This window comes from Acidobacteriota bacterium (genome assembly GCA_022340665.1).
Classification (GTDB): Bacteria; Acidobacteriota; Thermoanaerobaculia; order Thermoanaerobaculales; family Sulfomarinibacteraceae; genus Sulfomarinibacter.
The window spans coordinates 14,935-37,494 of the sequence record JAJDNM010000097.1 but is presented as its reverse complement, the minus strand read 5'-3'; the positions used below and the strand labels follow the sequence as shown (position 1 = coordinate 37,494).

Here is a 22,560-nt window from a genome sequence, read left to right as displayed (position 1 = left end):
CGGGACCTTTGGCCAGACCCTGCCTGGCGTAGCCTGGTACAACCTTGCAGATCCGTCCGCGATGGGCGAGAACGGTGACTTCAATTTCCAGATTGTCACCGGCGGTTACGAGAACGGGGATATGCGCTTCAACCTCGGCATCGTCAACGCCTCCGACCCGTTGACCTCGATCACGCTCCTGCTGCAGCCGTTCCGGGGTGATGGCGAACCCTATCTCGACGTGGACGGGAACCAGATCTCGAGAATCGTCGAGATGCCTCCGGCATCGCACGTCCAGTACGACAGGGTGTTTTCCATTTTCGGCTTCGGATCGGTCCCTGAAGACACTTTGCTCAGGGTCTCGGTCCTTCGTTGGACCTCCGGCAGCAGCGAACCGGTTGTCGGAATGACGGTCTACGGGACCCTGATCGATAATGTGACCCAGGATCCGACCGCGGTCCTGCCGCTGTTTGCGTATCCATACAACGTCGATTGCCAGTGGCCGTCGGGAGAAGCGAAATCGAACGCTGGATCGTATCCGACGTTGAATCGTCGCCCTGTTGAGATTCCCCCACGGTGAGAAGTCTCAACTCGCGAATTGACAAGAATCGAGCGGGTGGTATCATCCCGCGGACGTGCGGGAAACCCGCCTGAAAGGAGAGCAAGATGGCTGACCCTGATGACAAGCTTGCTGACAACGTACCCGGAGCGTGGTACGTGGATTCGAACTGCATCGATTGCGACGTCTGCCGAACGACGGCGCCGAATAATTTCGAGGCAAACGAAGACGAGGGGTACTCCTACGTCTCCAAGCAGCCCGAAAACGACGAAGAAACTGAGCTGATGGAAGAAGCATTGGAGTCGTGCCCGACTGAAGCCATCGGCAACGATGGGTGATCGAAGCCTCGGTTGATTCCTGATCGAGACCCCGGCCGGTGGCAAACCCGGCCGGGTTTTTTCTGTCCGGGTGTTACTATCTTCCGCTGACGGGGAGGATTCATGCGTGTACTGTCCGGAGTCCAGCCTTCCGGCAACCTTCACATCGGGAACTATTTTGGAGCGGTCCGCCAGTTCCTGAAGCTGCAGGAAGAGCACGAGTGTTACTACTTCCTCGCAGACCTGCACGCCCTCACGACCGTCCAGGATCCCGAGCGCCTCCGAGGTCTGGTGGGTGATCTGGCGACCGGTTTTCTCGCCCTAGGCCTCGACCCCTCTCGCTCCGTGATTTACCGCCAGTCAGATCTGCCCGAGGTCACCGAATTGAGCTGGTACCTCTCGACTGTCACATCGATGGGTTTGCTGCAACGTTGTCATTCCTTCAAGGACAAAGTAGCGCAGGGGGTGATTCCGAATCACGGTCTTTTTGCCTACCCCGTGCTGATGGCGGCGGACATTCTCATTGTCAAGAGCGACATGGTGCCGGTCGGAAAGGACCAGAAACAGCACCTCGAGGTAACCCGGGATGTGGCGGCCTCATTTCACAATACCTATGGTGCGGAGCCATTCGTCCTTCCGGAGCCGCTGATCCTCGATGAGGTGGCGGTCGTGCCTGGCCTCGACGGTCGCAAGATGAGCAAATCGTACGAGAATACGATCGATATCTTCGGCCCGGAGAAACCGATTCGCAAGAAGATCATGTCGATCGTGACGGACTCCACCCCGGTCGAGGAGCCGAAGCCCACCGAGGACAACGCCCTGTATCAGCTCCTCAGGGTTTTCGCGCCGGATGAGTCGGAGCGCGGCTGGGTGGAACAGGCCTTTGCAGAGGGTGGCGTTGGTTATGGGGACATGAAGAAGCGACTCTTCGACTACTACCTCGTCACCTTTGGAAAAGCACGGGTACGATATGAGGAACTCAGTGATGATCCTGCAGAGGTCGACCGAATCCTTGCCGCCGGCGCCGAGAAGGCCCGCGAGACGGTTGCCCCACTGATGGACGACGTTCGCAGGGCCGTCGGCATCCTGTAGGACTCGCCACAAAGCCTCGCGCTGCTGCTCCTATCGCTAGCCGAGAAGTGAAGGAGGAACAGGTGGGGAGGAATCCGGGGGCGTGGTGTGTCGGCTTTTTCCTCTTCTCCTGGTCCCCTCTGCTCATCGCGTCAGCGCGGCCCGCATTTCATCCTTGGGTGGGACTCGCTGCGTAAAGGCCGCGAACTGAGCGATGCCCTGGTGAAGGAGGACATCGCGCCCGTCGGCTGCCGGCACATCTGCATCCGTGGCACAGCGAATCAGGTGGGTCAGATGATCGGCATACACCATGTCGACGACCGCCGCCGCCCTGCTGATCTCGTCCTCTGAAAAAGGTCCCTCTTCGTCGGGTTCGCAACCGACGGGGGTGGCGTTGACGAGAATCGCCCCATCCGGGCAGCTTTCTGCCGGATCCTGCCATCCGATATCCATCATCTCCGCCGTCTCCCGGGTCTTTTCGGCTGATCGGCCGCGCAAGAATACGTCCGCGCCTGCGAGGTGGAGTCCAACGGCCGCGCCGCGTGCTGCGCCGCCAGTTCCCTGGACAACTGCCTTTCGACCCCGGGGATCGACTCCGAGGGCGACCAACGAACCGACGATACCGTCAGCGTCCGTGTTCTCGGCGAGCACGTCCTGTTCCCCGAGGATCAAGGTATTGGCCGCACCGGCCCGCAGAACCCTCGGCGCGTGTCGGTCCGCTGCCGCAGCGGCGTCCGCCTTGAACGGTGTGGTCACCGCCCATCCCCACGGTTCGAGGCCGACTCGATCGAACGGTGTAGAGCCTCGAGGGCCGAAGAGCTCGAGCGTTTCGGCGGCGTCGGGGACCGATATCGGCAGCAGCAGGTAGGGAAGATCGAGGCTTCGGTAGCCGGCCGAGTGGAGAACCGGACTGAGGCTGTTGGCTACATCGGCGCCGACGACGCCGTACATACGCTGAGGTGGGCCGTGCAGGTGAGAGATAACGGCCTCAGTCTGGTCGATCGTGATCTGCGCGGGCGCTGCCGGGCCCTCATCATTCCATGCGGCGAATCCGATCGGAGGGCCGAAGAGGGAAGCGAGATACCGACTCGCGAGACCGGGCCCACCCATGGCAAAGGTGATCAGTCGTCGATCCCGGTGCGGACCGCGGTTGAATCGCCCATGAAGTTCGAGAACCGAAACGAGATCTCGTACGCTGTTCGCCAACGGTACGACCTTGATCCAGCGAGCCGAGTTCTCGCTCATCCGCTCGGTGATATCAGCAAGTCCGTCAGGGGTTCCCGATGGATCGTGCCAAGACAGGACGGTTTGCTCGGGGGTCAGGCCCAGTTTTCGGATCAACGGGGCATCACGCTCGAACTCGAGGTCGAGCAGGGCCGCGCCCGAGTCACGAGCCGCACTGAGGATTTCCAACCGGGCAGCGGGATCGTTCGGCCCTTCGCCGCCCTCGGTCCGGGAACGTAAGGTCGCCAGCACGGGGAGCGGGCAGGAGGTCACGGCAGACTGGATATCGATGCCTGGGAAACGGTCGAGACGTAATTCGACAATCGTCGCACCGGGCGGCGGATCGGCGAGTGCCGCCGTCGGGTCGGCTACAGCTTCGGGGGTCAGTGAGACGATCCAGTCCACGGCGTCGAGGATACCAGTCAGCACGAAAATTCAGTGCGAAAAAAGTTGGCTCCCGGGGGAGGAGCCAAAAAAGGAGGAGTTTGATAGAGGTCGTTGTTGTGTGGCGCTGGGGGGCGCCGGGCCCGCCTCTTCGACCCATCTGTTCAACCGTCTTATACGCAGGAATTGAGAAAAGGTTTCCCCTGCAATCAGTAGGGCTGGTTGTGATTCCATCTTCCGTCATGGTTCTGGACGTGTGCTCTGTAAGCGAGTCCGTCAGCGCGTGTAGGAAGTGACAGTTTCACCCCCATTCTTGGATGTGGGGCAGTACCCGTTCGTCCACCCACGACCGTACGGAATCCCGGGTGATGTGCTCTTCCTCGTCGAGAAGATCGTCGAGTTGCGGCAGATCGAGTCCTTCAAGCTTTCCCATTGATGCTTGGTACGGCAGCCTTGCCGGGGTACCATCGGCCCGTGAATTTGCCTTGGACCGTGGTCGCCGGATGGTGCCACGCGGCCCTGTTCGCGGCGCTGCCCTGGGTCGCTTGGTGGAGACCGAACCTGGCTCCAGTGATCACCGCTGCGGCACTTGCAGTTCATCGCTCGGTCGACAGGAGGCGCGCGACCGAACCGTGGTCAAGCGTGGTGGTCATCGGCTCGGCAGCGGGATTTCTCCTGTTCGAAGGGGGCTGGGAGCTGACCTTCAGTTGGGTCCTTCTGGCCGCCCTGGTGGTGGCCGTCGCACTGACCGTCGGGAGGCGAAACCTCAGCCGCCCGGACGTTGCAGATTTGCTGGCCATCCTGGGATGGGGCATGGCCTTCGTGCTCGAGCCTCGACTCGTGGCGTTGGACAGCGGCGGGTGGTTGGCGCCCGCCATCCTGATCTTCTTCGCCCAGCGAATTGCTCGATTCTCCTCCCCAACACAGGATCGTTCCCAACCGAGTCCGCCTGGCCGCGACATCCGCGGCACCGTGAGTCTGAGGGACATTGTGGTGCCGGGAGACGATTCTCTGCCTCGAACGGTCCCGATCAATCTCGATCTTCGAGCCGGCGAGTCGATCGCGATCCTCTGTGATTCACCGGCAGAGGCGGCAGCGTTCGCTGAAGTCGTGACCGGTCGTCGCCCGCCCCTGTCAGGGCAGGTGATGATCGATGGGTCGCCTCCCGAAGCAGGGGAGCGGCTGGTGGCATTGGTCGCTCCCGGCGAGGACTTCGTGCCCGGAGCGCTGGTCGCCAATCTGACGCCCCTCGCCGAAACCGGACTCGATCGTGCTGCCCTCGCGGCAATCAGGGAAGCCTGCTCTCTCGAAGAAGTCGTTGATGCGTTGGGTGATCGCCATCTCGAAGTCGACGGGGCTCCGCTGACTCCGTACCACCGCATGCTCGTGCAGGCGGCGCGGGTCATTCCGTCGTCCTACCGCATCCTCGTCGTTGTCGACCCGATGCCGTGGGTCAACGCCGTCCGGGGCGAGCTCTGGCGGGCGGCGGTGGTCCGGGCGTCGGTGGGTCGCACGGCAATCTGGCTGACCCCGGATCGCGAGCTCGCCTCGCGGGCGAATGATGTTGTCGAATACCGGCAGGGCGCCCTGCGGTCCGCCCGTGCAACCAGTGACCAGTAATCAGTGGCCAGCAACCAACTCGCCAGCCCTCTGTCGGCTGATCACCGAGTGGGCGAGTGACCGTCGGTTACACTGGAATTGTTAGCCCGGTCTTCTCACCGGGTTTCGCGACGAGGGCGGCGAAGGGTAGTGAGATGTTGGGTATTTCGCGGATCGGGCGACGCAGGCGTAGTAGCACTACGTCGAGGAGCACGATTTGCGAAAAGCACGACAGATCGCTGTCATCCGCCGCCCGCAGTAGACACCCGGTGAGAAGGCCGGGTTAGTGGAGGTGCAGATGGGAAGCTACCAGGGAGGATCGGCGCCGGCGATGGCACGGCAGATCTGTGACGGTTACACACTGGTATCTCAGGTGTCCCTCAAGCGCCTGAGCGTAGACCAGATGACGACTCTCGAGTTCGAGCTCGACAAGAGGCTCCGCGAGACGCGCGGCGAGCAGGTTGACCTCAACGATCAACCGGCCCTCCAAGCCCGAAACCGTAGAATCACGCGCATCGACGGGGCGCTTCGCGTGTTGCGGCACACTATTCAACAGCGTCGTGCCGGGCGGATCTGAGTTGATGCGGCGACCACGGTGAAGGCCTGCGATCAACCCTGGGAGTCATTACGTGGCGATCCCCTCCCGTGGCTCCTCGATGCGCGTCGGCCGAATCTTCATTGGAGGGCTCTGACCGAGCTCATCAAGAGACCATCGGACAGCCCGGCCGTGATCCGTGCCCGCGGAGGCTCGAACGCCGCCGAGCCGGTTGCGACCCTGATCGCGGATCTCGCCCCGGACGGTACATGGTCGACCGACACGCCCCTGTGGCGTGCCTATGCGGGCCCCGGGTGGCGCTTGCTGGCGGCCGTCCAGTGGGGCGCCGATCCGACCGACCCCAGGCTCCAGGCGGCGGCCGAGATGATCCTGGAGACCGCCCCGGGCGAAGGGGGGTTCGCGCGCGCGGAAGGAGGCCAGGCCGTGCCGTGGTTGACGGCCAGGGTGCTGCACGGGCTGGCCGAGCTGGGTTGGTGCCACCATCAGCGATTTCAGGAAGGTCTGGCGTGGCTGGAAGAAGGCGACGCCGGACACCCGGACGGTGGCTGGCGTTGCTGGAGGCGCCGGGACAGCTCGGGTGAGTGTGACGTCACGCCGATCGCCCTCCTTGCGGCCCTGACCGCGTGCGGTGACCGCAAGAGAAAACGACTGAGGGATCGTGCGACCGGATCGATCATGCGGCTTATCTCCTCGTCCGACTCGCTGTCGGGTGACGACGGCCATCCATGCCTCGGAAGGACCGACGAGGCGGAGGTGCTATGGTCGCTCGCAAAATCGGAGACGTCGCTCCAGCCCGCCATGGTTCCGCTGCTCAGGCATCTGCAGAACCGTCAAATAGATGGTGGACGGTGGCGGCGAAGGGCTCCGGTGCCACGCTCTCTCGGAGTCGTGAGCGGTGCCGAGCCCGGCGAGCCGTCTCGGTGGGTGACCCTGAAGTGTGCGGTCGCTCTGATGACCTTCGCCGTCGATGCGCAGCTCCCGAGAATGTTCCCGCAAAAACCAGATTGAATGAGGAATTAGGAGTTAGGAATTAGGAATGCCGTCCACCCGCCCGGGACGTTGATATCACAGGGGGCAGGGGTGGGAATACCTAATTTCTCATTCCTCATTCTTGTTTCCCGTTTTCCGGCGTGATCGTGATCCGCAGAATCGCGCCGACGAGAAGGGCTGCTCCCACCCATTGCCAGGGGCCGAGTACCGAGTCGTTGACGATGTAGTCGAGGAGAACTGCGGAGAGCGGCAGACAGAGCTCGCAAATGGTGGCGACACTCGCCCGCACCCGCGTTAATCCATAGTAGTAGAGGAAGATGGCGCCCGACCCGGTGGTCAGGGAGATGACGAGGATCACCGCCCAGTTGGTGCCGGTGACGGACGCGAAGGGAAGGCCGATGCCACGCACGGCGAGGTAGAGCAGGGCCATCGCAGAGGTCATGCCGTAGCGGGCGAAGGTCGCGTCCTTGAAATCGAGCGAGCCGAGCAGCATCTTGCTCAGAACGGTTGCGGAGCCGAAAGCCGCTGCGGCAAGAATGGCCAACAACGCCGCTTTGAGGGAGACCCCGTCTGCCGTTGCGTCCGGCATAGCGAGACCAAAGGTCAGCAGGTAGGCGCCGGCCAGGGCCACTACCGCGGCCGCCACGAATCTGGCGCTGACCCGTTCTCCGAGCAGGACGGCCGCCAGAGCGAGGGCGAAGACGGGCTGCAGCTTCTGCAGAAGGACCACCACGCTGAGCTGATTGAAATCGACGAGAAAGAGCGCGTTGACAATGGCCAGCGTGCCGAGGAGGCCGCCGGTGAAAGCGACCAGCGAGAGCGCGAGCCAGCCCCGGGTAGGCATCTCGCGCAGACGGCGATAGCTGGACCACAAAAAGGGCTGCATCAGCGCGAAGGGGATCGCGTGCAGCAAAAAGACCACGAATGGAACCTGCAGGTTTGCCAGCCGGGGTGTCAGAACGACCCCGTCCAGGCCCCAAAGGGCGGCCGACAGGCAGATGCAGGCGGCACCCAGAGTGGCGGCGCGGATCTTCACATGTGGCCTTTCGAAACCGGGATCAGAGCTCGATCCCCATTGGTTTGCGAAGGACGAGCGCGACGACCATAGTGAGGACGAAGAAGACGACCATCCAGGCGAAGGCCCACTCGAAATCCCAGCCGAGAACCGAGACTGAGCCTTCGGGATAGTCGAGAGTTATCGATCGGATCGCCTCTCCTTTTTCGAAAGGCGGCTCGGACGGCCATTCGAGCTGGTCGACGAAGGTCCGGGGTGGTTTTTCGGGGGAGAGTCTGACGAGCTCTTCCGTCGCACGAACGGTCTTGCCGTAGGTGGCGCCGTCGATGTCCAGCCGGATCTCCCAGTCACCCCAATCTTGGACTCCAAGCAGCCACGAGATCTGACCGAGAGATGGAACCCACACGGGGGCCATCGCCTCGTTCAGGCCGGGTGGGAGATTGATCTCGAAGTCGGGCCGCTGGGAGGTTTCGATCGCCTTGGGATCGAGCTGGACGGTGAGGAGGACCTCTTCGCCCGGTTGAAGACCGCGAAAGCCGTAGAACTGGTGGAGCTGGACCATCACCAGCACCAGCGGTGGGAGGATGAAGATCATCGGTTTGAGCGCCAACGCCTGGTAGTGCACGACGTGTCGGAGGATCTCGCCCTGTGCGCGCATGATGGCTCGGATGTCGTCATTGAACAGGCGGATCTCGAAGAGCCCTGCGTGGATGTGTCGTTTGACTTCGGCGATTCGCTCCTGGTTCGATGTCTTACCGAATACCCACAGGGCGAAGACACCGACCGGAATCGACCACACGAGAACGCCGACAAATGCGGGCAGCCCGGCGAGGGGGGCCTGCAGCAGATCGAAGACCGGGCGCAGGAGATCGTTGATCAGCTTCATCTGGACTCGACCGGTCTTTCTAAGACATGTAGCCGAGGCCCTGAAGACGCTTTTTGATCTCCTCCTCGGAGTCCGCGTCCTCGAGCTGGGCGAGCTCCTTCTCGAGAGCGTGGGTGATGAACTCCTCGGGCGAAGAGTATCCGGCGATCTCCGAGAAGCGGCTGATCCTGTCGACCAGGCTTTTTTCGAGCTTGACCTTGGTGTATCCGAACATGATCCTCTCTCCTATTTATCGTTCACTGAATTTTCCGACGTCCACGATCGGTCTGCCCTCCATGTGGGCCTCGGGTTTGATACCAAAAAGCGTCAGGGCGGTCGGCGCCAGGTCGATGATTGCCGGGTCTTCTTTTTCGATTTTATGGCTCGCAAGAAAGATTCCCGGCACCAGTCTCGGATCGACGATGTGATCTCCACTCCACGCTTTCGTATTGTCTTCGAAGACCGAGCCCGCGACCACGCCGCTCGCGCAGTCCCACGAAATCCTGTAGCCGTGGTTGTAGCCGATCAGGAGGTCCGGTGCGTTGCCCTTGTAGGGACCGCGGTAGAGATCGTCCGTGTCGAACGCCTCGTTGATTGCGACCTCGTTTTTCTCCTCGTCAACCAGACCGTCGAGCTTGCCTTTGAGCTCGGCTTTGAGCGCCTCCGCTTCGTCACCTGCGGCGACAATGCCGTGAGCTTCACGACCCTTGATGTTGAGGAAGATGCCCACCAGACCCACCGCATAGGCCCTGGTCTTCGACCAGTCGACCGATTGCAGCCACGGTTCCGTAGCATCCGCGTCGTCTTTCAACCCAAGGTAGCCGTTCTCCAGAAACCAGGCGTTGAGATTGACGCCACGCCTGAACGAGGTACATCCGTGGTCGGACATCACCCACAGGACGTCGCCGTCACCGAGCCGTTCCATCACGCGGCCGACGATTTCGTCGTTGCGCCGGTATTGCTCCTCGATGGCGTCGGCGTAGGCAGGGTCTTCGACGCCGGCGGCAGCCGGGTGGCCCTCCTCCCGGTAGCGCCAGAACATGTGGTTGACCCGGTCGGTCGCATCGAAGACCGTGACCAACGCTCCCTGTCGCAGCCTTTCGAGGGCGGCGAAAAACATCTCTTCTCGTTCGACGTCGATGTCGGTGGTCTGGGTCATGAAGGTGTGGTCGTCAGTGATTTTTTCATTCAGAGCCCATGTGTCCTCGGCGAGGCCCAGAGTCGCGTAGGGTCCCAGCTTTTTCTCGAGGTATGAACAGTAATAACCCGGGTGGGAGATCGGCATCACCGGCTTCTCGGGTTCGATGTTGATCGGCGAGATATAGAGCGAAACGTGCTCCGCCATCTCGGTGAGCATCATGCGACAGATGCCGGTCACCTTCATTCCGGCAACCGCCTTGAAGGTCAGTTTCACCCAATCACTGAGGACCCGCGGCTCGAGCTCCAAAGAATCCCCGTTGACCGAGACTAGGGCTCGACCGTTTTCCCGGTCGACGTCGATATGCAGGGGCAGAAGCATCGGTGGGTTGCCCTCGAGAAAGGTATTCTCCGGTCCCTCGATATTGCCTTCGAATTTGTCTTTGGAACCATTCGAGGAGAGCTCGAAGCGCAGTCCGCCCTCCTGAAAGGCCTCGCCCTCGGGCCTCGTCGTGAAGTAGAGAAAGGTGCCCTGGGTGCCGAGCAGGTCCGGGATGCACATCGCCCCGAGTTGTGCGCCATAGAATTTGTCGGGCGGGAAGGTGATCGGCACCCGGATGATCGTGCTCCAGATATTGTGTTCTCCGAGAATCGTCCAGAAGGGTTTCGACTTTCGCAGCAGGCGGATGGTGGGTTTTGCGAGTGGAATCCTCAGTTTCCCCAGCTTGAGGACCCGGTCGACCGAACCAATCTCGGTTGACGAGAGGCGTGGGAGGTAGGTGCGGGGGTCGCGGTCGAGAAAATCAAAGATATTGTGCTTGCCGGGGTTGGTGCCGGTTGTGAAGGAAGACCATGCAACCGGTGTGATCGACGGGAAGGTGGACCGCAACCTGCTGTAGCAACCACTGTCCGCCAGTTTCTTGAAGTTGGGGAGCTTTCCATCGTTCATCATCCGTTCGGTGATGCGGGGCTCCTGACCGTCGAATCCGACCACTATGAGCCTCTTGACCAGCGGCTTGCTCTTGGTGCGGTGGCGAATCGCTCTCCACAGCATGCGAAACGGCCACACCAGGAGCGAGACACCGGCGAGCAACATGGTGACGAACAGGACGGCAAAAGACCCGAGAACCGCGAATCCCGCACCGGGACCGATGTAGGCCTCGGCCGACCGGGGCAGGGTCAGAATGACGAGAAGTGCGGCCCCACCGACGATGGCGCGCAACAGGCATTCTCTATTCTGATCGAACGCTCTCTTCATGATTCTCCCGTGAGTCTGTCGATTGACGCTGAGCCGCTATCTCCAGGTGGGAAAACGACCGCGGCATTGTAATATACCTCGTACGCAGGGCGAGTGGTGTTGCCGCGCGTCCGATATGTCACTCAATGCACTGTAAATATGGGGATCGAGGAGCGCATTCCCATCCACTTGAAGGAGTTTCCGACGATGCCATCGGTGCTGCAGGATTTTGTTCGACGATTGAGGTATGGGTGCCCGGTGGTCGTGGTTTCCGGCTTGCCCCGGTCAGGTACATCCATGGCCATGAAAATGCTCGAGGCGGGGGGCCTCGATCTGGTTGTCGACAATATACGCACCGCAGACGAAGATAATCCCAAGGGCTACTTCGAGGACGAGCGGGTCAAGGATCTGGCGGAAATGAATGACAAGACCTGGTTGTCGAATGCGCGTGGCAAGGTCATCAAGGTCGTGTCGCCGTTGCTCACGCACCTGCCCGCTGACAACACCTACAAGGTGGTGTTCATGCGCCGCAACCTGCACGAAGTGCTGGCGTCGCAGTCCAAGATGCTCGAACGAAGAGATGAGGAATCCCATACCGAAGACGAGGACCTGATGGCCATGTATGAATCGCACCTCGAGAAGATCGAGTTCCAGCTCCGGTTCAGACCCCAATTCGATGTTCTGTACGTCAACTATGCCGACGTTGTCGCCGAACCCGTGCGGGAGGCGCGGCGGATGGCCGACTTCCTCGGGGGGGGTGTCGATGCCGACCGCATGGCGGGGGCCGTGGATGGAACCCTGTACCGGAATCGCAGAACGCAGGACGGCGCGGTGGCCGACCGAGCAGGCTGATGTTCGGGTTTCGCGGAGGACGGCACGTGACCATCGCACTGATCATCGCAGTGCCAGCCCTTGTGGCCGCGAATATCCTCTCGAGCTCGCTCGAAGAATCTTCTGACGATTCTGCAAAGCTGCCGGAGTTCCCCACCGATGGCCCATATCATTACAAGGTCGAATACCTCGGCGTCACCTGTGGTCATATGACGCTCGAGAGCCGTCTCGAAAAGTATCAGGGGCGGCCCGCATACCACGTGGTGATGACCGCGTCGAACACGAAGTTCTTCAACAAGATCTACAGGGTGGACGGGCAGATCGACTCGTGGGTCGACGCGGAGACCATGAGCACAATCGCCTACCAGAGCGATATCACTGAAAAGGGTCGGCGCAAGATCAGCCGTTATAACGTCGACCCTCGCGCGGGGGTGGTAACGGCCGAGAAGAACGGTAAGGCCGAGACAGTCCCCTTCGAAGGGGAGAGTGCTCTCGATCCGCTGGCCTATGTCTTTCGTGGCAGGGTTCTGGCCGGCGGCCCGGGCTCATCCTTCGATCTCAACCTGTTGACCGATAAAGGAGTTGTGGCGACAGCGACGAGAATCGGCGTAGCCAAGGAATTTACGACGCCGGATGGAAAGATCGGGTTGCTGCGTGCGCAGCCGATGACTGCTGACGGTGAGATGTTTGCCCGTAAGGGCGAGTTCATCTATTGGATCAGGCCGGATACAACGAGAAAGCTGTATCGCCTCGATTTCAAGCTGCCGTTCGGCCATCTGCTGGCGAAATACGCAGGTCCCGCCAGTGGCACCGTCGATCGGCGGACTCCGGCAGAGAAGGATGATCCGGATCGACGGACTGCGGCCAAGCCGGATGTTTAACAGGCTCTATTCAAGAGGTCGCGGTTGGAAGAACAGGTTCAGTTCGCCGGATTTGAAGAAGGCGTCAACCGCCGGAAATCTCCCGGAATAGCCAGCACACCACCTTGGGCTCGGTCATCTCTGCGAGGGAGAATCGAATGCCCTCACGCCCGAGCCCGGATTTCTTGATGCCGCCGAAAGGCATCGAATCGAGGCGATAGTCCGTCGAGTCGTTGATCAGGACGCTGCCCGCGTCGAGGCCTTCGATGAGACGGTGACAGGTCTCGACGTCGCGCGAGAACGCAGCAGCGTGGAGGCCATAGTCGACCGAGTTGGCGGCGGCAACGGCTTCATCGAGGTCTGTGACGGGGTAGAGGTTGACCGCCGGACCGAAGACCTCGTCGTGGTGAATGGTGGCGTTTGCAGGCACGTTCTCGAGGACAGTCGGTTCCATGAGCGCACCATTCCGCTTGCCGCCGGTAAGGATTGTGGCGCCCTTTTCGACTGCCTCGGCGACCCATCGTTCGACGCGTTTCGCCTCGCCCTCGTTAATCATTGGTCCCATGTCGGTGTTTTCGTCGAGCTTGTTGCCGATCTGATAGGCCTTGGTTCGCTCGATGAAGCGATCGCGGAATGCGTCATATACGTCGCGGTGGATGTAGATCCTCTGAACTCCGATGCAATTCTGCCCGGCCGCCCAGAAGGCTCCTGACACGCATGTTTCGGCCGCCCAAGCGATCTCGGCATCATGCCAGACGATGACCGGCGAGTTGGAGCCCAGTTCCATGCCGATTTTCTTGAGACCGGCCTTGGCGACGATCCGCTCTCCGGCTTCGATTCCGCCGGTGAAACTCACCATGCGCACGCGAGGATCGGAGACGAGTGCGTCTCCGAGCACCGCACCGTGGCCGGTGAGGCACTGCAGGACGCCTGGGGGCAATCCCGCTTCGACAAAGGCCTCGGTCAATTTCAGCGCCGAGAGGGGAGTCACGGTCGCCGGTTTGAGCACCACGCTGTTGCCGCCGGCGATAGCTGGTCCCAGCTTGTGAGCGACAAGGTTGAGGGGGTCGTTGAACGGCGTGATTGCCACCACCACGCCGATCGGAACCCTTTCGAAATGACCGCGCCGCTGTTCGCCCCCGGGGAAGCTGTCGAACGGGATCGTCTCGCCGAGCAGACGTTTTGCCTCTTCACCGGAGATCGTCAAGGTGTTGACGCAGCGCCTCGCCTCACCACGGGCTTCACGAATGGTCTTCGATCCCTCGCGCGCGATTGTGGTGGCGAAATCCTCTAGGTTGTCGGCGACGATCGCCGCCGTCTTGAGAAGGATCTGTGACCGTTCGTAGGTGGTCATCGCGCGAGCCGCACCGCGCGCTGCCTCTGCCGCGGCCAGGGCGGTTTCAACGTCTTGTTCGGTAGCTGCGGGAACTGTGTCGATCGGGGAGTCGTCAAACGGGTCGCGGACATCGATCGTCTTCTCGCGATCGACCCATTGGCCGGCCAGCAGCATCTTCATGATTCAGTGTCCTTTCGCGATCGCGATGAGGTCGTTGAGCAGGGAGAAACCCGTCTCCCGGCGACCGGCGCCCGGTCCGACGATCGTGACGTCGTCCAAAGTGTCGGTGGTGATCGTCATCGCATTCGTCGCACCGCCGACTCCGGCCAGCGGATGATTGAGATCGACCAGTTGTGGTGCTACTGAAGCGCGGACGTCGTCGCCCTCGCGCCAGACCCGCCCTATGAGCTTGTGGCGCTTGCCGTCGCCAGCCGCGGCGGAAATGTCGTCCGGCGTGATCTCGGTGATTCCGGTGCAGGGGCTGTCGTCCGGAGAAAGGGAGCCGCCAAAGACCACGTTGGCAAGGATCGTTACCTTGGCCAGGGCGTCCCAGCCGAGGACGTCTGCATCGGGCACAGCTTCCGCATAGCCCAGCTCCTGCGCCTGAGCGAGTGCGGTCGCGTAATCCATCCCTTGTTCCATCTGGGTCAGGATGTAATTCGTCGTGCCGTTGAGGATTCCCTTCATCTCCGAGATCTCCGATCCGGCGAGCGTTTCCCGAATCAGGTTGAGCAGCGGCGTACCCGCCATTACGGTTCCCTCGTACAGGAATCGCACGCCGTTCTTGGCAGCTAGGTCGATCAGCTCGTTCGAAAACAGGGCCAGAGGTCCCTTGTTGGTGGTCGTGACGTGCATCCCGCGATCCAGGGCGGCTCGGATGTGGTCGGTGGCCGGTTGGCCCGTCTTGATGTCGGTGTAGGTGACCTCGAGCATCGCATCCGCTTCAGCCTGCTCGATCATCTTCAGGGCGTCCCAGTCGCAGCCGCCGTCCGGGTACTCGGAGATCGAGTGGCCGTGAGCTGCCATCTCCATGATCTGGTCGAGATCGAGCCCGGTGGGGTTGTGGGCCGAGCCCTTCAGCAGATCGACGATTCCGGTGACCTTCCAGTCGAGCCCGAACTGTCGGGCGAGCTCCTCCTTCTTTTCGATCAGGAGCTCGGAAAGCCCCTGGGCAACTGTGCCAAAACCGACGAATAGCAAACGCATGTGATCCTCCGTCAGAGCTTTTTCTTGATGCATGCGGCTAACCGCTCCACGGCGATGGCGAGCTGTTCCTTCGAAACGAAGGAAAAGTTGATCCGCATGTGGTTGTGCTCCGGGTTTCTGCCGTAGAACTGCTCCCCGGGCACGAAGGCGACCTTGTGCTCGATAGCTTCGAAAAAGAGGTCCTGGGTGTCAATGTGGTCGGGAACCGTGACCCACAGGAAGAGGCCGCCTTCCGGCTTGGTCCAGCTGACTCCGGTTTCCGACGGAAAGTGCTCGGCCATCGTGTCGAGAAAGACGTCGAGCTTCTCTCTGTAATAGTCGCGACATTTCTCCAGGTGTTGCTCGAGACCCATGTCCTCGAGGAACGCCAGGCACATGTCCTGGTTCCACTTCGGGGTGTTGAGGATGTTGCCCTCTTTGATGTGGGTCATCTGCTTGACGACCTCCGGCGGGCCGATATTGAAGCCGACGCGCATGCCGGGGCAGAAGAGCTTCGAGAAGGTGTAAAGACCGATGACGTGGCCGCCGTTCCGCTGTTGGTCGAGAGTAAAGATCGCGGGGATGCTCTCGCCCGAGTACCTCAGATCACGGTACGGGCTGTCCTCGATGATAGGTATATCGAACTCGTAGCTGAGATCCAGGAGCGCACTCCTCTTGGCCAGACTCATCGTGATTCCGGACGGGTTCTGAAAATCCGGCACCACGTAAATGAACTTCGGCGGCGTTCCTTGGGAGGCCGACCGCTCCAGCTCCAGCCGCATGCCGGCGATATCGGAACCATTCTCTTCGATATTGACGCCTACGAAAATCGGGCGTTGCATCTCGAACGCGACGATCGCCCCGGCGAAGGTTGGCCGGTCGACCAGAACCGGGTCGCCCGGCTCGAGGAAAAGCCGACCGGTGAGATCGAGGCCGTGCTGTCCCGAGGTGGTGATGAGAATTTCGTCGCGGCCGATGTGGATGTCGTCACGCTCGAGGAAACGCAGGGTCGCGTCGATCAGATTCGCTTCACCGGGAATCGGCGAGTACTGCATGATCCGATCGATATCGCGGTCGCAGGCGTCCTCGGCAGCCGTCCGCAGCCCCGATCGCAGGAAGACATCGGGGGAGGGAAGACCCCCAGCGAGAGAGATGATCTCGGGATCGTTCAGGTACTGGAGGGTCTTGCCGATCGGATAGCCTTCGTAATCGCGGACATTCTCTGCGAAGCGATCCACCCAGGGGGTCTTCACCGGAGCATTCCTTCGTACCGAATGTTAAATTTTGAATTTTGAATTTTGAATTCCCGTCCACCACCCCGTTCTTCGGGGGTGTGGGCGGGAAATTCGAAATCCGAAATTTCATGATGACGGGCTCGTCCGACGAGCCCAACCGGAATGTCATCCCGACCGAGGCCAAAGGCTGAGTGGAGGGATCTAAGGGATGGGCCCGGGCAGCAGCGCGGTCTTACTTTGACCATGGATTCCTCCGCTCGCTCACACCGTTCGCTCGGTCGGAATGACATCGTGAAAGAGGGGTGGCGGCATTCCGAATACCGAACTCCGATTTCGCCCGTCGCCAACAGGTGTCCGCTCACCGCAATGTCCCAGCCCGCATCAATCCGCGCCGGCCAGCTCCAGCTCCGCATGGGTCGGGTCCGCCGGTGCGTCTCCGCGGTACGAAGCTGCTCCGAAACGGGTGCGGATGCCTCGCCGCATCATTTCGCGCCCGTCCTTTGAAGCGCGAAGCGACTTGTAGTAGATCACGTCGCCGATCTTGTCCGCCACCTGAGCCCGTTCATCCTCGGACATGAAGTAGGCCTCCATCGTGTCGAGCTCTCGTGAGGTGCCGTCCGATTCGTACTTGAAGGTCAGATCGGTGCCGCTTTCAAGAACCGTGAAGGCGTGCTCGGTCCAGTCGAAATCGGGCATGCCGAGGTCCGGGTTGATGCGCAGGTGGGCCGCAAGGCTGACGCCTTTGATCCCGCTCTGGCCAAGTTCCTCGGCGCATCGGATGAAGTTCTCGGGTGACACGCCGTTGCCGATATTCACCTCGTAGATCGGCGTCGTTTTGTCGTCGCGCAGGTATTCGGCCATGATGTTGAGGAGCATTCGGAACTGCATCAGGTTCTGGGTCGAAAGTAGCATCGAGATCTTGAACTGGAGATTCGGAATGTCGCGCCCGAGGTAGCAGGCGGCGACGATGGACGACCACGACGGGTTGAGGAAGAAATCGTTGCCGGTTTCCATGGCGGCGCGGATGACGCCGTCGAGGTAGACGAGGTGGTTGTCATTCGCGACCTCGACTCCGCCGAGATTGCCAAAGGCGGTGCCCATGTTTTTGAGGATGATCTGTTCCGTTCCGTCGCCGAGGTCGCGGGTTTCGAAGGATTTGCCGGTCACCCTTTCCAGGCGGGCGAACCGTTCTGACGGCAATGGACATCCGATCAGATTGGTGCTGCAGAACTTCGATGCACCCATGATGTTTTCGGCCATCGTCAGCGTCGCCAGGAGATCACCGGAGTAGACATAGTTCTCGGACAGGGCGACCACCGATATGAACTCCGAAGGCACCCAGCAGGTCTCGGTGCTCTCGGCGCTTTCTGCCATACGTTGCATCGCGCGGTGGGTGACCGCCGCCCCCTGGAACCCCGAGACCTGAGCAGTCGCGATTCCGTACTCCGTGCGGTAGGCGGGTGATGCCTGTTGCTCGAAGTCCTCGATTTTCGAAAACTCCTGTACCAGGCGTTCGGCGTCGGCAATCATCTCGCCGAATCCCTTTTCATCGAGGATTCTCTTGCGCGTATCGGTTTGACGCCGCTCTCGAAGAGTCGAGGATATATTGCTGGCGCCGCCATACGAGTCCTTCAGAGCATCGATGGCATCCTGGTCATTGCGGGACAAGAGGGGATAATTCATGAGGCATTCTCCGAGTCTTGGCGGCGGGTTGATGCCAACCTGATGGGAAATTCTAAAATTGAGTCTCGTTTTTGAAAAATGTTCTTCATGAGACGGAATTGTAGGAGAAGATTCCTGCAACTTTCAAGAATTCGAATATAATTCCACGAATGACGGTTTCAGACCAACTCGACCGAATTGACTTCGACATCATGGGCGTCTTGCAGAAGAATGGTCGCACTGCAAATAACCGCCTCGCAGAGGCAGTAGGCGTCGCCCCGTCGACCTGCCTCGAACGGGTGCGGCGCCTCACACGTCTCGGTGTCATTCGTGGGTACCACGCCGACATCGATCCGTCGTCGGTAGGCGTGGGTCTGGAAGCGATGATCGCTGTGCGTCTCCGCCAGCACTCGCGCGATCTGGTCCACTCGTTCCGGGACTACGTGGTCGAGCTTCCAGAAGTGCGAAGCGTCTTTCACGTCACAGGAGGTGATGACTTCCTGGTGCACGTGGCGGCACGTGATTCCGACCATTTGCGCGACCTCGCCCTGGACAGCTTCACCAACCGACCGGAGGTCGATCACATCCAGACGCGCCTCATCTTCGAATGCACCCCGACCTGGCGATTGCCGATACTCGTGTGACGAATCGGGGTAACAAGGACCTGACAGAGAGCACAATCATGGACGAATCGGACAATCGTGGCGTAATCCAGCCTATACAGGGAGTGCGCAAGCGGATACAATCTCGCGTCGCGCGCTCGAAGCAGGCATGAATGAGGCAACGGGGAGCATCGGAATTGGATCATCTCAACACACCGCACGGATCGCGCCTGGTCGATCTTCTGGTCGACGAGGAGCGTGCAGCAGAAATTCACCTAGCCTCACGCGAATGGCGGTCGGTCGACCTCGGACCGCGCCAGCTTTGCGATCTCGAACTTCTGATCAACGGCGCTTTCTCGCCCCTCGACCGCTACCTCGGCTCCGCCGACCATCAATCGGTATGTGCCGACATGCGCCTCAGTGATGGTGTCCTCTGGCCGATTCCGGTGACTCTCAACATCACCACGAAGCTCGCCGACGACCTCGCGATCGGCGACTCTCTCGCCCTTCGAGATCGTGAAGGCGTGATGATCGCCGCGATGCGGATCGACGAGTGTTACCAGCGAGACATCGATGCTGAGGTGGCAGCTGTTTTCGGTACGACAGACCGGTCGCACGACGGTGTTGCACAGTACCTTCACAGGACTGGAGAGTGGTCCGTAGCCGGTAGCCTTGAAGCATTGCAGTTGCCGGTCCACTACGACTATCGCGAGCTTCGGAGGAGGCCGATTGCCGTCCGTCGCCTCTTCTCGACTCTCGGTTGGGAAAATGTGATCGCCTACCAAACCCACCGAGCGATCCACCGCGCACAACAGGCGATGATGGTCGAAGCGGCGCAGATCACAGACGCCAAGATTCTCATCCATGCGGTCGTCGGCCTCGATCAGCCCGGCGACGCCGACCATTACACGCGGATCCGTTGTTATCAGGCTGCCGTGGCCAAATTCCCCAAGGACATGGTGCGCCTCAACTTGTTGCCGATGGCGATACGGGGCGGAGGCGTTCGCGAGGCCCTCCTCCACGCAATCGTCCACAAGAACTACGGGTGCAGCCACCTGATGATTGACTTCGACAGTTTCGGTACGGTCCTCGAGACGGTTGGTGAACCCGCATACCGGCAGGAGGACGCCATCGAGATCGTCGGTAGCCACGCCGAGGATCTCGGTATCGAGCTTCTGCCGACCCGCGAGATGGTCTACCTGGAGGGTCGCCAGCAGTTCGTGGCGGTTGACGAGGTTCCGGCTGACGATCGGGCCTTGCACCTGAAAGCCTCAGAGGTCAAACAACGGCTCGATGACGGTATCGAGCTCCCGGGATGGTACACCCACGAAGAAGTCTCGAAAGAGCTCCAGGACCGCCACCCACGACGAGGTGAGCAGGGCTTCACCGTATTCCTGACCGGACTTTCCGGATCGGGCAAGTCGACGATCGCGAATGTCCTGCGTGTCAAACTTCTGGAGATTGGTGGGCGGGGAGTCTCGCTGCTCGACGGTGATTTGGTTCGCGCCAATCTCTCGTCCGAGCTCGGTTTTTCAAAGGAGCACAGGGACCTCAACATCCGCCGCATCGGCTTTGTCGCCTCCGAAATCACCCGCGGAGGAGGCGTCGCCATCTGCGCGCCGATCGCGCCCTACGATGTCGTGCGCCGAGAGGTGCGGGAAATGGTCCAATCATGCGGCGGTTTCGTGCTGGTTCATGTGGCGACGCCGCTCGAAGTCTGCGAAGCGCGTGACCGAAAGGGAATGTATGCCAAGGCGAGGGCAGGCATCATCAAGGAGTTCACCGGCATCTCCGATCCGTACGAGATGCCGCACGACGCCGACGTGGTGATCGACACCTCGGCATTGACCCCGGAGGATGCGACTCGTGAGGTCCTGCTCTACCTCCAGAGCGAGGGCTATATCAACGGCGCCCAATGAGAGCTGACGCGACGGTCCGAGGGGGATGCTGATGCTCAGGCGGGTGATCTTGGTCGCGATCGGCGCTGCACTCGTGACTACAGGGGCGCTGTATTTCAAGGAGCGTTTCGAGCAGAGACGATTTCTGGCCCGGGTAGCTGCAGACGACGCCGAGGCTCTCGACGATTGGCACCTGGGCCTCGAGGATCTCGATGCCACCGGCTGGGTTCGCCGGTACAAGCCCGAGTCTTCTGATGGAGGTTACACGCTCATCCTCTATCGCAGGCGCATACCGATGATCCTCGACATGAACGGCCGCATCGTCCATACCTGGCCAAAGGTCCGCGCGGTCTCACGCGCACGTTTGAACGCCGATGGAAGCCTCCTGGTCATCGGCACCGACAACATCGTCAAAGAGTACGACTGGGAAGGGGATTTGCAGTGGGCCTTCCAGCTCGAAGCGGAGATCGATTTTCCCCACCACGACATCATCCGACTCGAGAACGGGAACAACCTGGTCCTCGCGCGCGATAGGACGAACTTCACCGGGTATCTCCAGGAGGTCGACCGGCGTGGGCGGGTGGTGTGGGAGTGGCGCTCGATAGACTTCATCGACTCATTTCCGACATGGGATCACGAACGCAAGGATCCTACCCACTTCAACTCGATCCACGAGTTGCCGCCAAATCGACACTTCGACGCTGGCGATGAGCGCTTCCGTCCCGGAAACATCCTCGTGAGCGCACGCCATCTGGATGCGATCTTCATCGTCGACAAACGCTCCGGTGGCGTCGTCTGGCAGTATACCGGCAAGCTCGACCGCCAGCACGAGGCATCGATGATTCCCAAGGGGAGGTCCGGCGATGGGCAGATCCTCCTTTTCAACAACGGCCGCCAGGGCCGAAACGGCTACCGGCGCAGCTTGATTCAGATCATCGAGCCGACAACCGGCGAAATCGTATGGGAGTACGGCTCGAAATACTTTTTCTCTTCGGTAGCGGGCACCGTCCAGATGACGGATGGCCCGAACTTCGTGATCGCCTCGAGTCACGGTGGCCGAATCTTCGAGGTCAATCCCAACCGTGAGATCGTGTGGGAGTTGGTGCCCCCATACAAGCCGATGCGTCCCGAGCGGCTGTCCTACGATCACTGTCCGCAACTCGCCGAGCTTCCTCGCCCCGAGGAGATCGCGGTATTCCTGTCAGGAGATCGGCGCCCCTATGTAGATACCGACCTCTACCGTTTCGCTTTGGACGAGGAGTTCATCACCCGCGATGTGGCCGGCATCTCCCGTCGTCTGGTGCGCGATATCAATGGATGCCGGGAGCTCTTGATACCACCGGGAGCGACGATGTGGGTTGAGTTTGGGATTGACGAGGAGCGACTCAGAGGTCGGTGGCTCGAGGTGCAATTCCGGCTCACAGTCCAGCGTGAGGGGCACCCTCCCGAAACGCTGCTCGACCGGGCGCTCAATACGGAATCCGAAAGCCCCTGGCGTGGACGATGGGTTCCACTCGCGAGGTTCACCTACCAGAATATTGAGCTGTGCCTTTCCACGGAGGTTACGGGCGACATGGAAGAGCCCGAGAGGATGGTTGCCTGGGCGAATCCTTTGATCGAGAGTCCAATCCAACACCCGTTGGAGTTGACCGAGGTAGGGCAAATCAGCGAAAGAGAGCGGAGGCTTCGTGAGCAACAGCTCAAGACTCTCGGTTATATCAACTGACGGACGGTGCGCAAACGGCTTGCCGTTGTGTTGTCAATCCTGTTGACGATAGCCGCCGATCCTCTGCGGCACAGAGTCAGAACGTCGCTGGCTCCCTACGCGCAGCGGCAGTTCACCCTCTGTTTGGAGGCTGATATCACTGCGGATTTCTTGGAGCGGTCGGGGGTCGCCTTCTGGTCGAATCGACAGGTCCGTCCTCGGGAAGAACGAGTGAGGCGAGCCGAACTGTCACGGGCGATCAGCGGGCAGGGGTGCAATTTCCGCGAACAAAAGAGCCGGGACGTTCAGATGC

The 22,560-nt window shown here is 60.7% G+C and carries 21 protein-coding genes; 11 read left to right on the top strand and 10 right to left on the bottom strand.

The genetic code is table 11. The annotated features are described in order from the left end of the window. The 3 genes from LJE93_11760 to trpS form a co-directional block, all read left to right on the top strand. On the top strand, positions 1-559 hold a 559-nt coding region (locus tag LJE93_11760; protein MCG6949581.1), incomplete at its 5' end, for a hypothetical protein. An 86-nt stretch (positions 560-645) separates the two neighbouring features. Beyond that, complete coding sequence (locus tag LJE93_11755; protein MCG6949580.1) at positions 646-876, top strand: ferredoxin; 231 nt, start codon at positions 646-648, stop codon at positions 874-876. 102 nt (positions 877-978) lie between these two features. After that, entirely contained in the window at positions 979-1,947 is a 969-nt protein-coding gene (gene trpS, locus LJE93_11750) for a tryptophan--tRNA ligase (protein MCG6949579.1), read from the top strand. A gap of 123 nt (positions 1,948-2,070) precedes the next feature. On the opposite strand, the gene LJE93_11745 is transcribed toward trpS, so the two are convergent. Then, positions 2,071-3,555 (bottom strand): type I 3-dehydroquinate dehydratase, encoded by a 1,485-nt coding sequence (locus LJE93_11745; protein MCG6949578.1) that lies wholly within the window; start codon positions 3,553-3,555, stop codon positions 2,071-2,073. A 280-nt stretch (positions 3,556-3,835) separates the two neighbouring features. Next, the gene (locus LJE93_11740; protein MCG6949577.1) at positions 3,836-3,967 is read right to left on the bottom strand and encodes an acyl-CoA dehydrogenase family protein; all 132 of its coding nucleotides are present in this window, start codon (positions 3,965-3,967) and stop codon (positions 3,836-3,838) included. A 41-nt stretch (positions 3,968-4,008) separates the two neighbouring features. Between LJE93_11740 and LJE93_11735 the strand changes: the two genes are divergently transcribed. From LJE93_11735 to LJE93_11725, 3 genes are all read left to right on the top strand, one after another. Then, a complete protein-coding gene (locus LJE93_11735) occupies positions 4,009-5,154 on the top strand; it encodes a hypothetical protein (GenBank protein ID MCG6949576.1) in 1,146 nt (381 codons plus the stop codon). A gap of 277 nt (positions 5,155-5,431) precedes the next feature. Beyond that, positions 5,432-5,710 (top strand): hypothetical protein, encoded by a 279-nt coding sequence (locus tag LJE93_11730; protein MCG6949575.1) that lies wholly within the window; start codon positions 5,432-5,434, stop codon positions 5,708-5,710. 18 nt (positions 5,711-5,728) lie between these two features. Then, on the top strand, positions 5,729-6,697 hold the full coding sequence (locus LJE93_11725; protein ID MCG6949574.1) for a hypothetical protein: 969 nt from the start codon (positions 5,729-5,731) through the stop codon (positions 6,695-6,697). A 97-nt stretch (positions 6,698-6,794) separates the two neighbouring features. Here LJE93_11725 and LJE93_11720 read toward each other — a convergent pair whose 3' ends face one another. The 4 genes from LJE93_11720 to LJE93_11705 are packed head-to-tail and all read right to left on the bottom strand — an operon-like array spanning position 6,795 to position 10,954. After that, positions 6,795-7,715 carry a DMT family transporter gene (locus tag LJE93_11720; protein MCG6949573.1) on the bottom strand — a complete coding sequence of 307 codons (921 nt, stop codon included), beginning with the start codon at positions 7,713-7,715 and terminating at the stop codon, positions 6,795-6,797. A 22-nt stretch (positions 7,716-7,737) separates the two neighbouring features. Continuing rightward, positions 7,738-8,580 carry a hypothetical protein gene (locus tag LJE93_11715; GenBank protein MCG6949572.1) on the bottom strand — a complete coding sequence of 281 codons (843 nt, stop codon included), beginning with the start codon at positions 8,578-8,580 and terminating at the stop codon, positions 7,738-7,740. Between the two features lie 19 nt (positions 8,581-8,599). Continuing rightward, positions 8,600-8,794: a ribbon-helix-helix domain-containing protein gene (locus tag LJE93_11710; GenBank protein MCG6949571.1), complete on the bottom strand. Its 195-nt coding sequence runs from the start codon at positions 8,792-8,794 to the stop codon at positions 8,600-8,602. A gap of 15 nt (positions 8,795-8,809) precedes the next feature. Next, complete coding sequence (locus LJE93_11705; protein ID MCG6949570.1) at positions 8,810-10,954, bottom strand: alkaline phosphatase family protein; 2,145 nt, start codon at positions 10,952-10,954, stop codon at positions 8,810-8,812. Positions 10,955-11,140: 186 nt separating this feature from the next. Between LJE93_11705 and LJE93_11700 the strand changes: the two genes are divergently transcribed. Next, complete coding sequence (locus LJE93_11700) at positions 11,141-11,785, top strand: sulfotransferase domain-containing protein (protein ID MCG6949569.1); 645 nt, start codon at positions 11,141-11,143, stop codon at positions 11,783-11,785. Between the two features lie 26 nt (positions 11,786-11,811). Beyond that, positions 11,812-12,645 carry a DUF3108 domain-containing protein gene (locus tag LJE93_11695; GenBank protein ID MCG6949568.1) on the top strand — a complete coding sequence of 278 codons (834 nt, stop codon included), beginning with the start codon at positions 11,812-11,814 and terminating at the stop codon, positions 12,643-12,645. 64 nt (positions 12,646-12,709) lie between these two features. Here LJE93_11695 and LJE93_11690 read toward each other — a convergent pair whose 3' ends face one another. The 4 genes from LJE93_11690 to LJE93_11675 form a co-directional block, all read right to left on the bottom strand. Continuing rightward, positions 12,710-14,140: an aldehyde dehydrogenase family protein gene (locus LJE93_11690; protein ID MCG6949567.1), complete on the bottom strand. Its 1,431-nt coding sequence runs from the start codon at positions 14,138-14,140 to the stop codon at positions 12,710-12,712. 3 nt (positions 14,141-14,143) lie between these two features. Next, positions 14,144-15,166 carry a homoserine dehydrogenase gene (locus LJE93_11685; protein MCG6949566.1) on the bottom strand — a complete coding sequence of 341 codons (1,023 nt, stop codon included), beginning with the start codon at positions 15,164-15,166 and terminating at the stop codon, positions 14,144-14,146. Positions 15,167-15,177: 11 nt separating this feature from the next. Further along, positions 15,178-16,398: a PLP-dependent aminotransferase family protein gene (locus LJE93_11680; protein ID MCG6949565.1), complete on the bottom strand. Its 1,221-nt coding sequence runs from the start codon at positions 16,396-16,398 to the stop codon at positions 15,178-15,180. 363 nt (positions 16,399-16,761) lie between these two features. Beyond that, entirely contained in the window at positions 16,762-18,063 is a 1,302-nt protein-coding gene (locus LJE93_11675) for a hypothetical protein (protein ID MCG6949564.1), read from the bottom strand. 149 nt (positions 18,064-18,212) lie between these two features. Between LJE93_11675 and LJE93_11670 the strand changes: the two genes are divergently transcribed. The 3 genes from LJE93_11670 (at position 18,213) to LJE93_11660 (ending at position 22,268) form a co-directional block, all read left to right on the top strand. Then, entirely contained in the window at positions 18,213-18,686 is a 474-nt protein-coding gene (locus tag LJE93_11670) for an Lrp/AsnC family transcriptional regulator (GenBank protein MCG6949563.1), read from the top strand. A 155-nt stretch (positions 18,687-18,841) separates the two neighbouring features. After that, positions 18,842-20,563 (top strand): bifunctional sulfate adenylyltransferase/adenylylsulfate kinase, encoded by a 1,722-nt coding sequence (locus LJE93_11665; GenBank protein ID MCG6949562.1) that lies wholly within the window; start codon positions 18,842-18,844, stop codon positions 20,561-20,563. Between the two features lie 31 nt (positions 20,564-20,594). Then, positions 20,595-22,268, top strand: a complete 1,674-nt coding sequence (locus LJE93_11660) for an aryl-sulfate sulfotransferase (protein ID MCG6949561.1) — start codon at positions 20,595-20,597, stop codon at positions 22,266-22,268. The last annotated feature ends 292 nt before the right edge of the window (positions 22,269-22,560 follow it).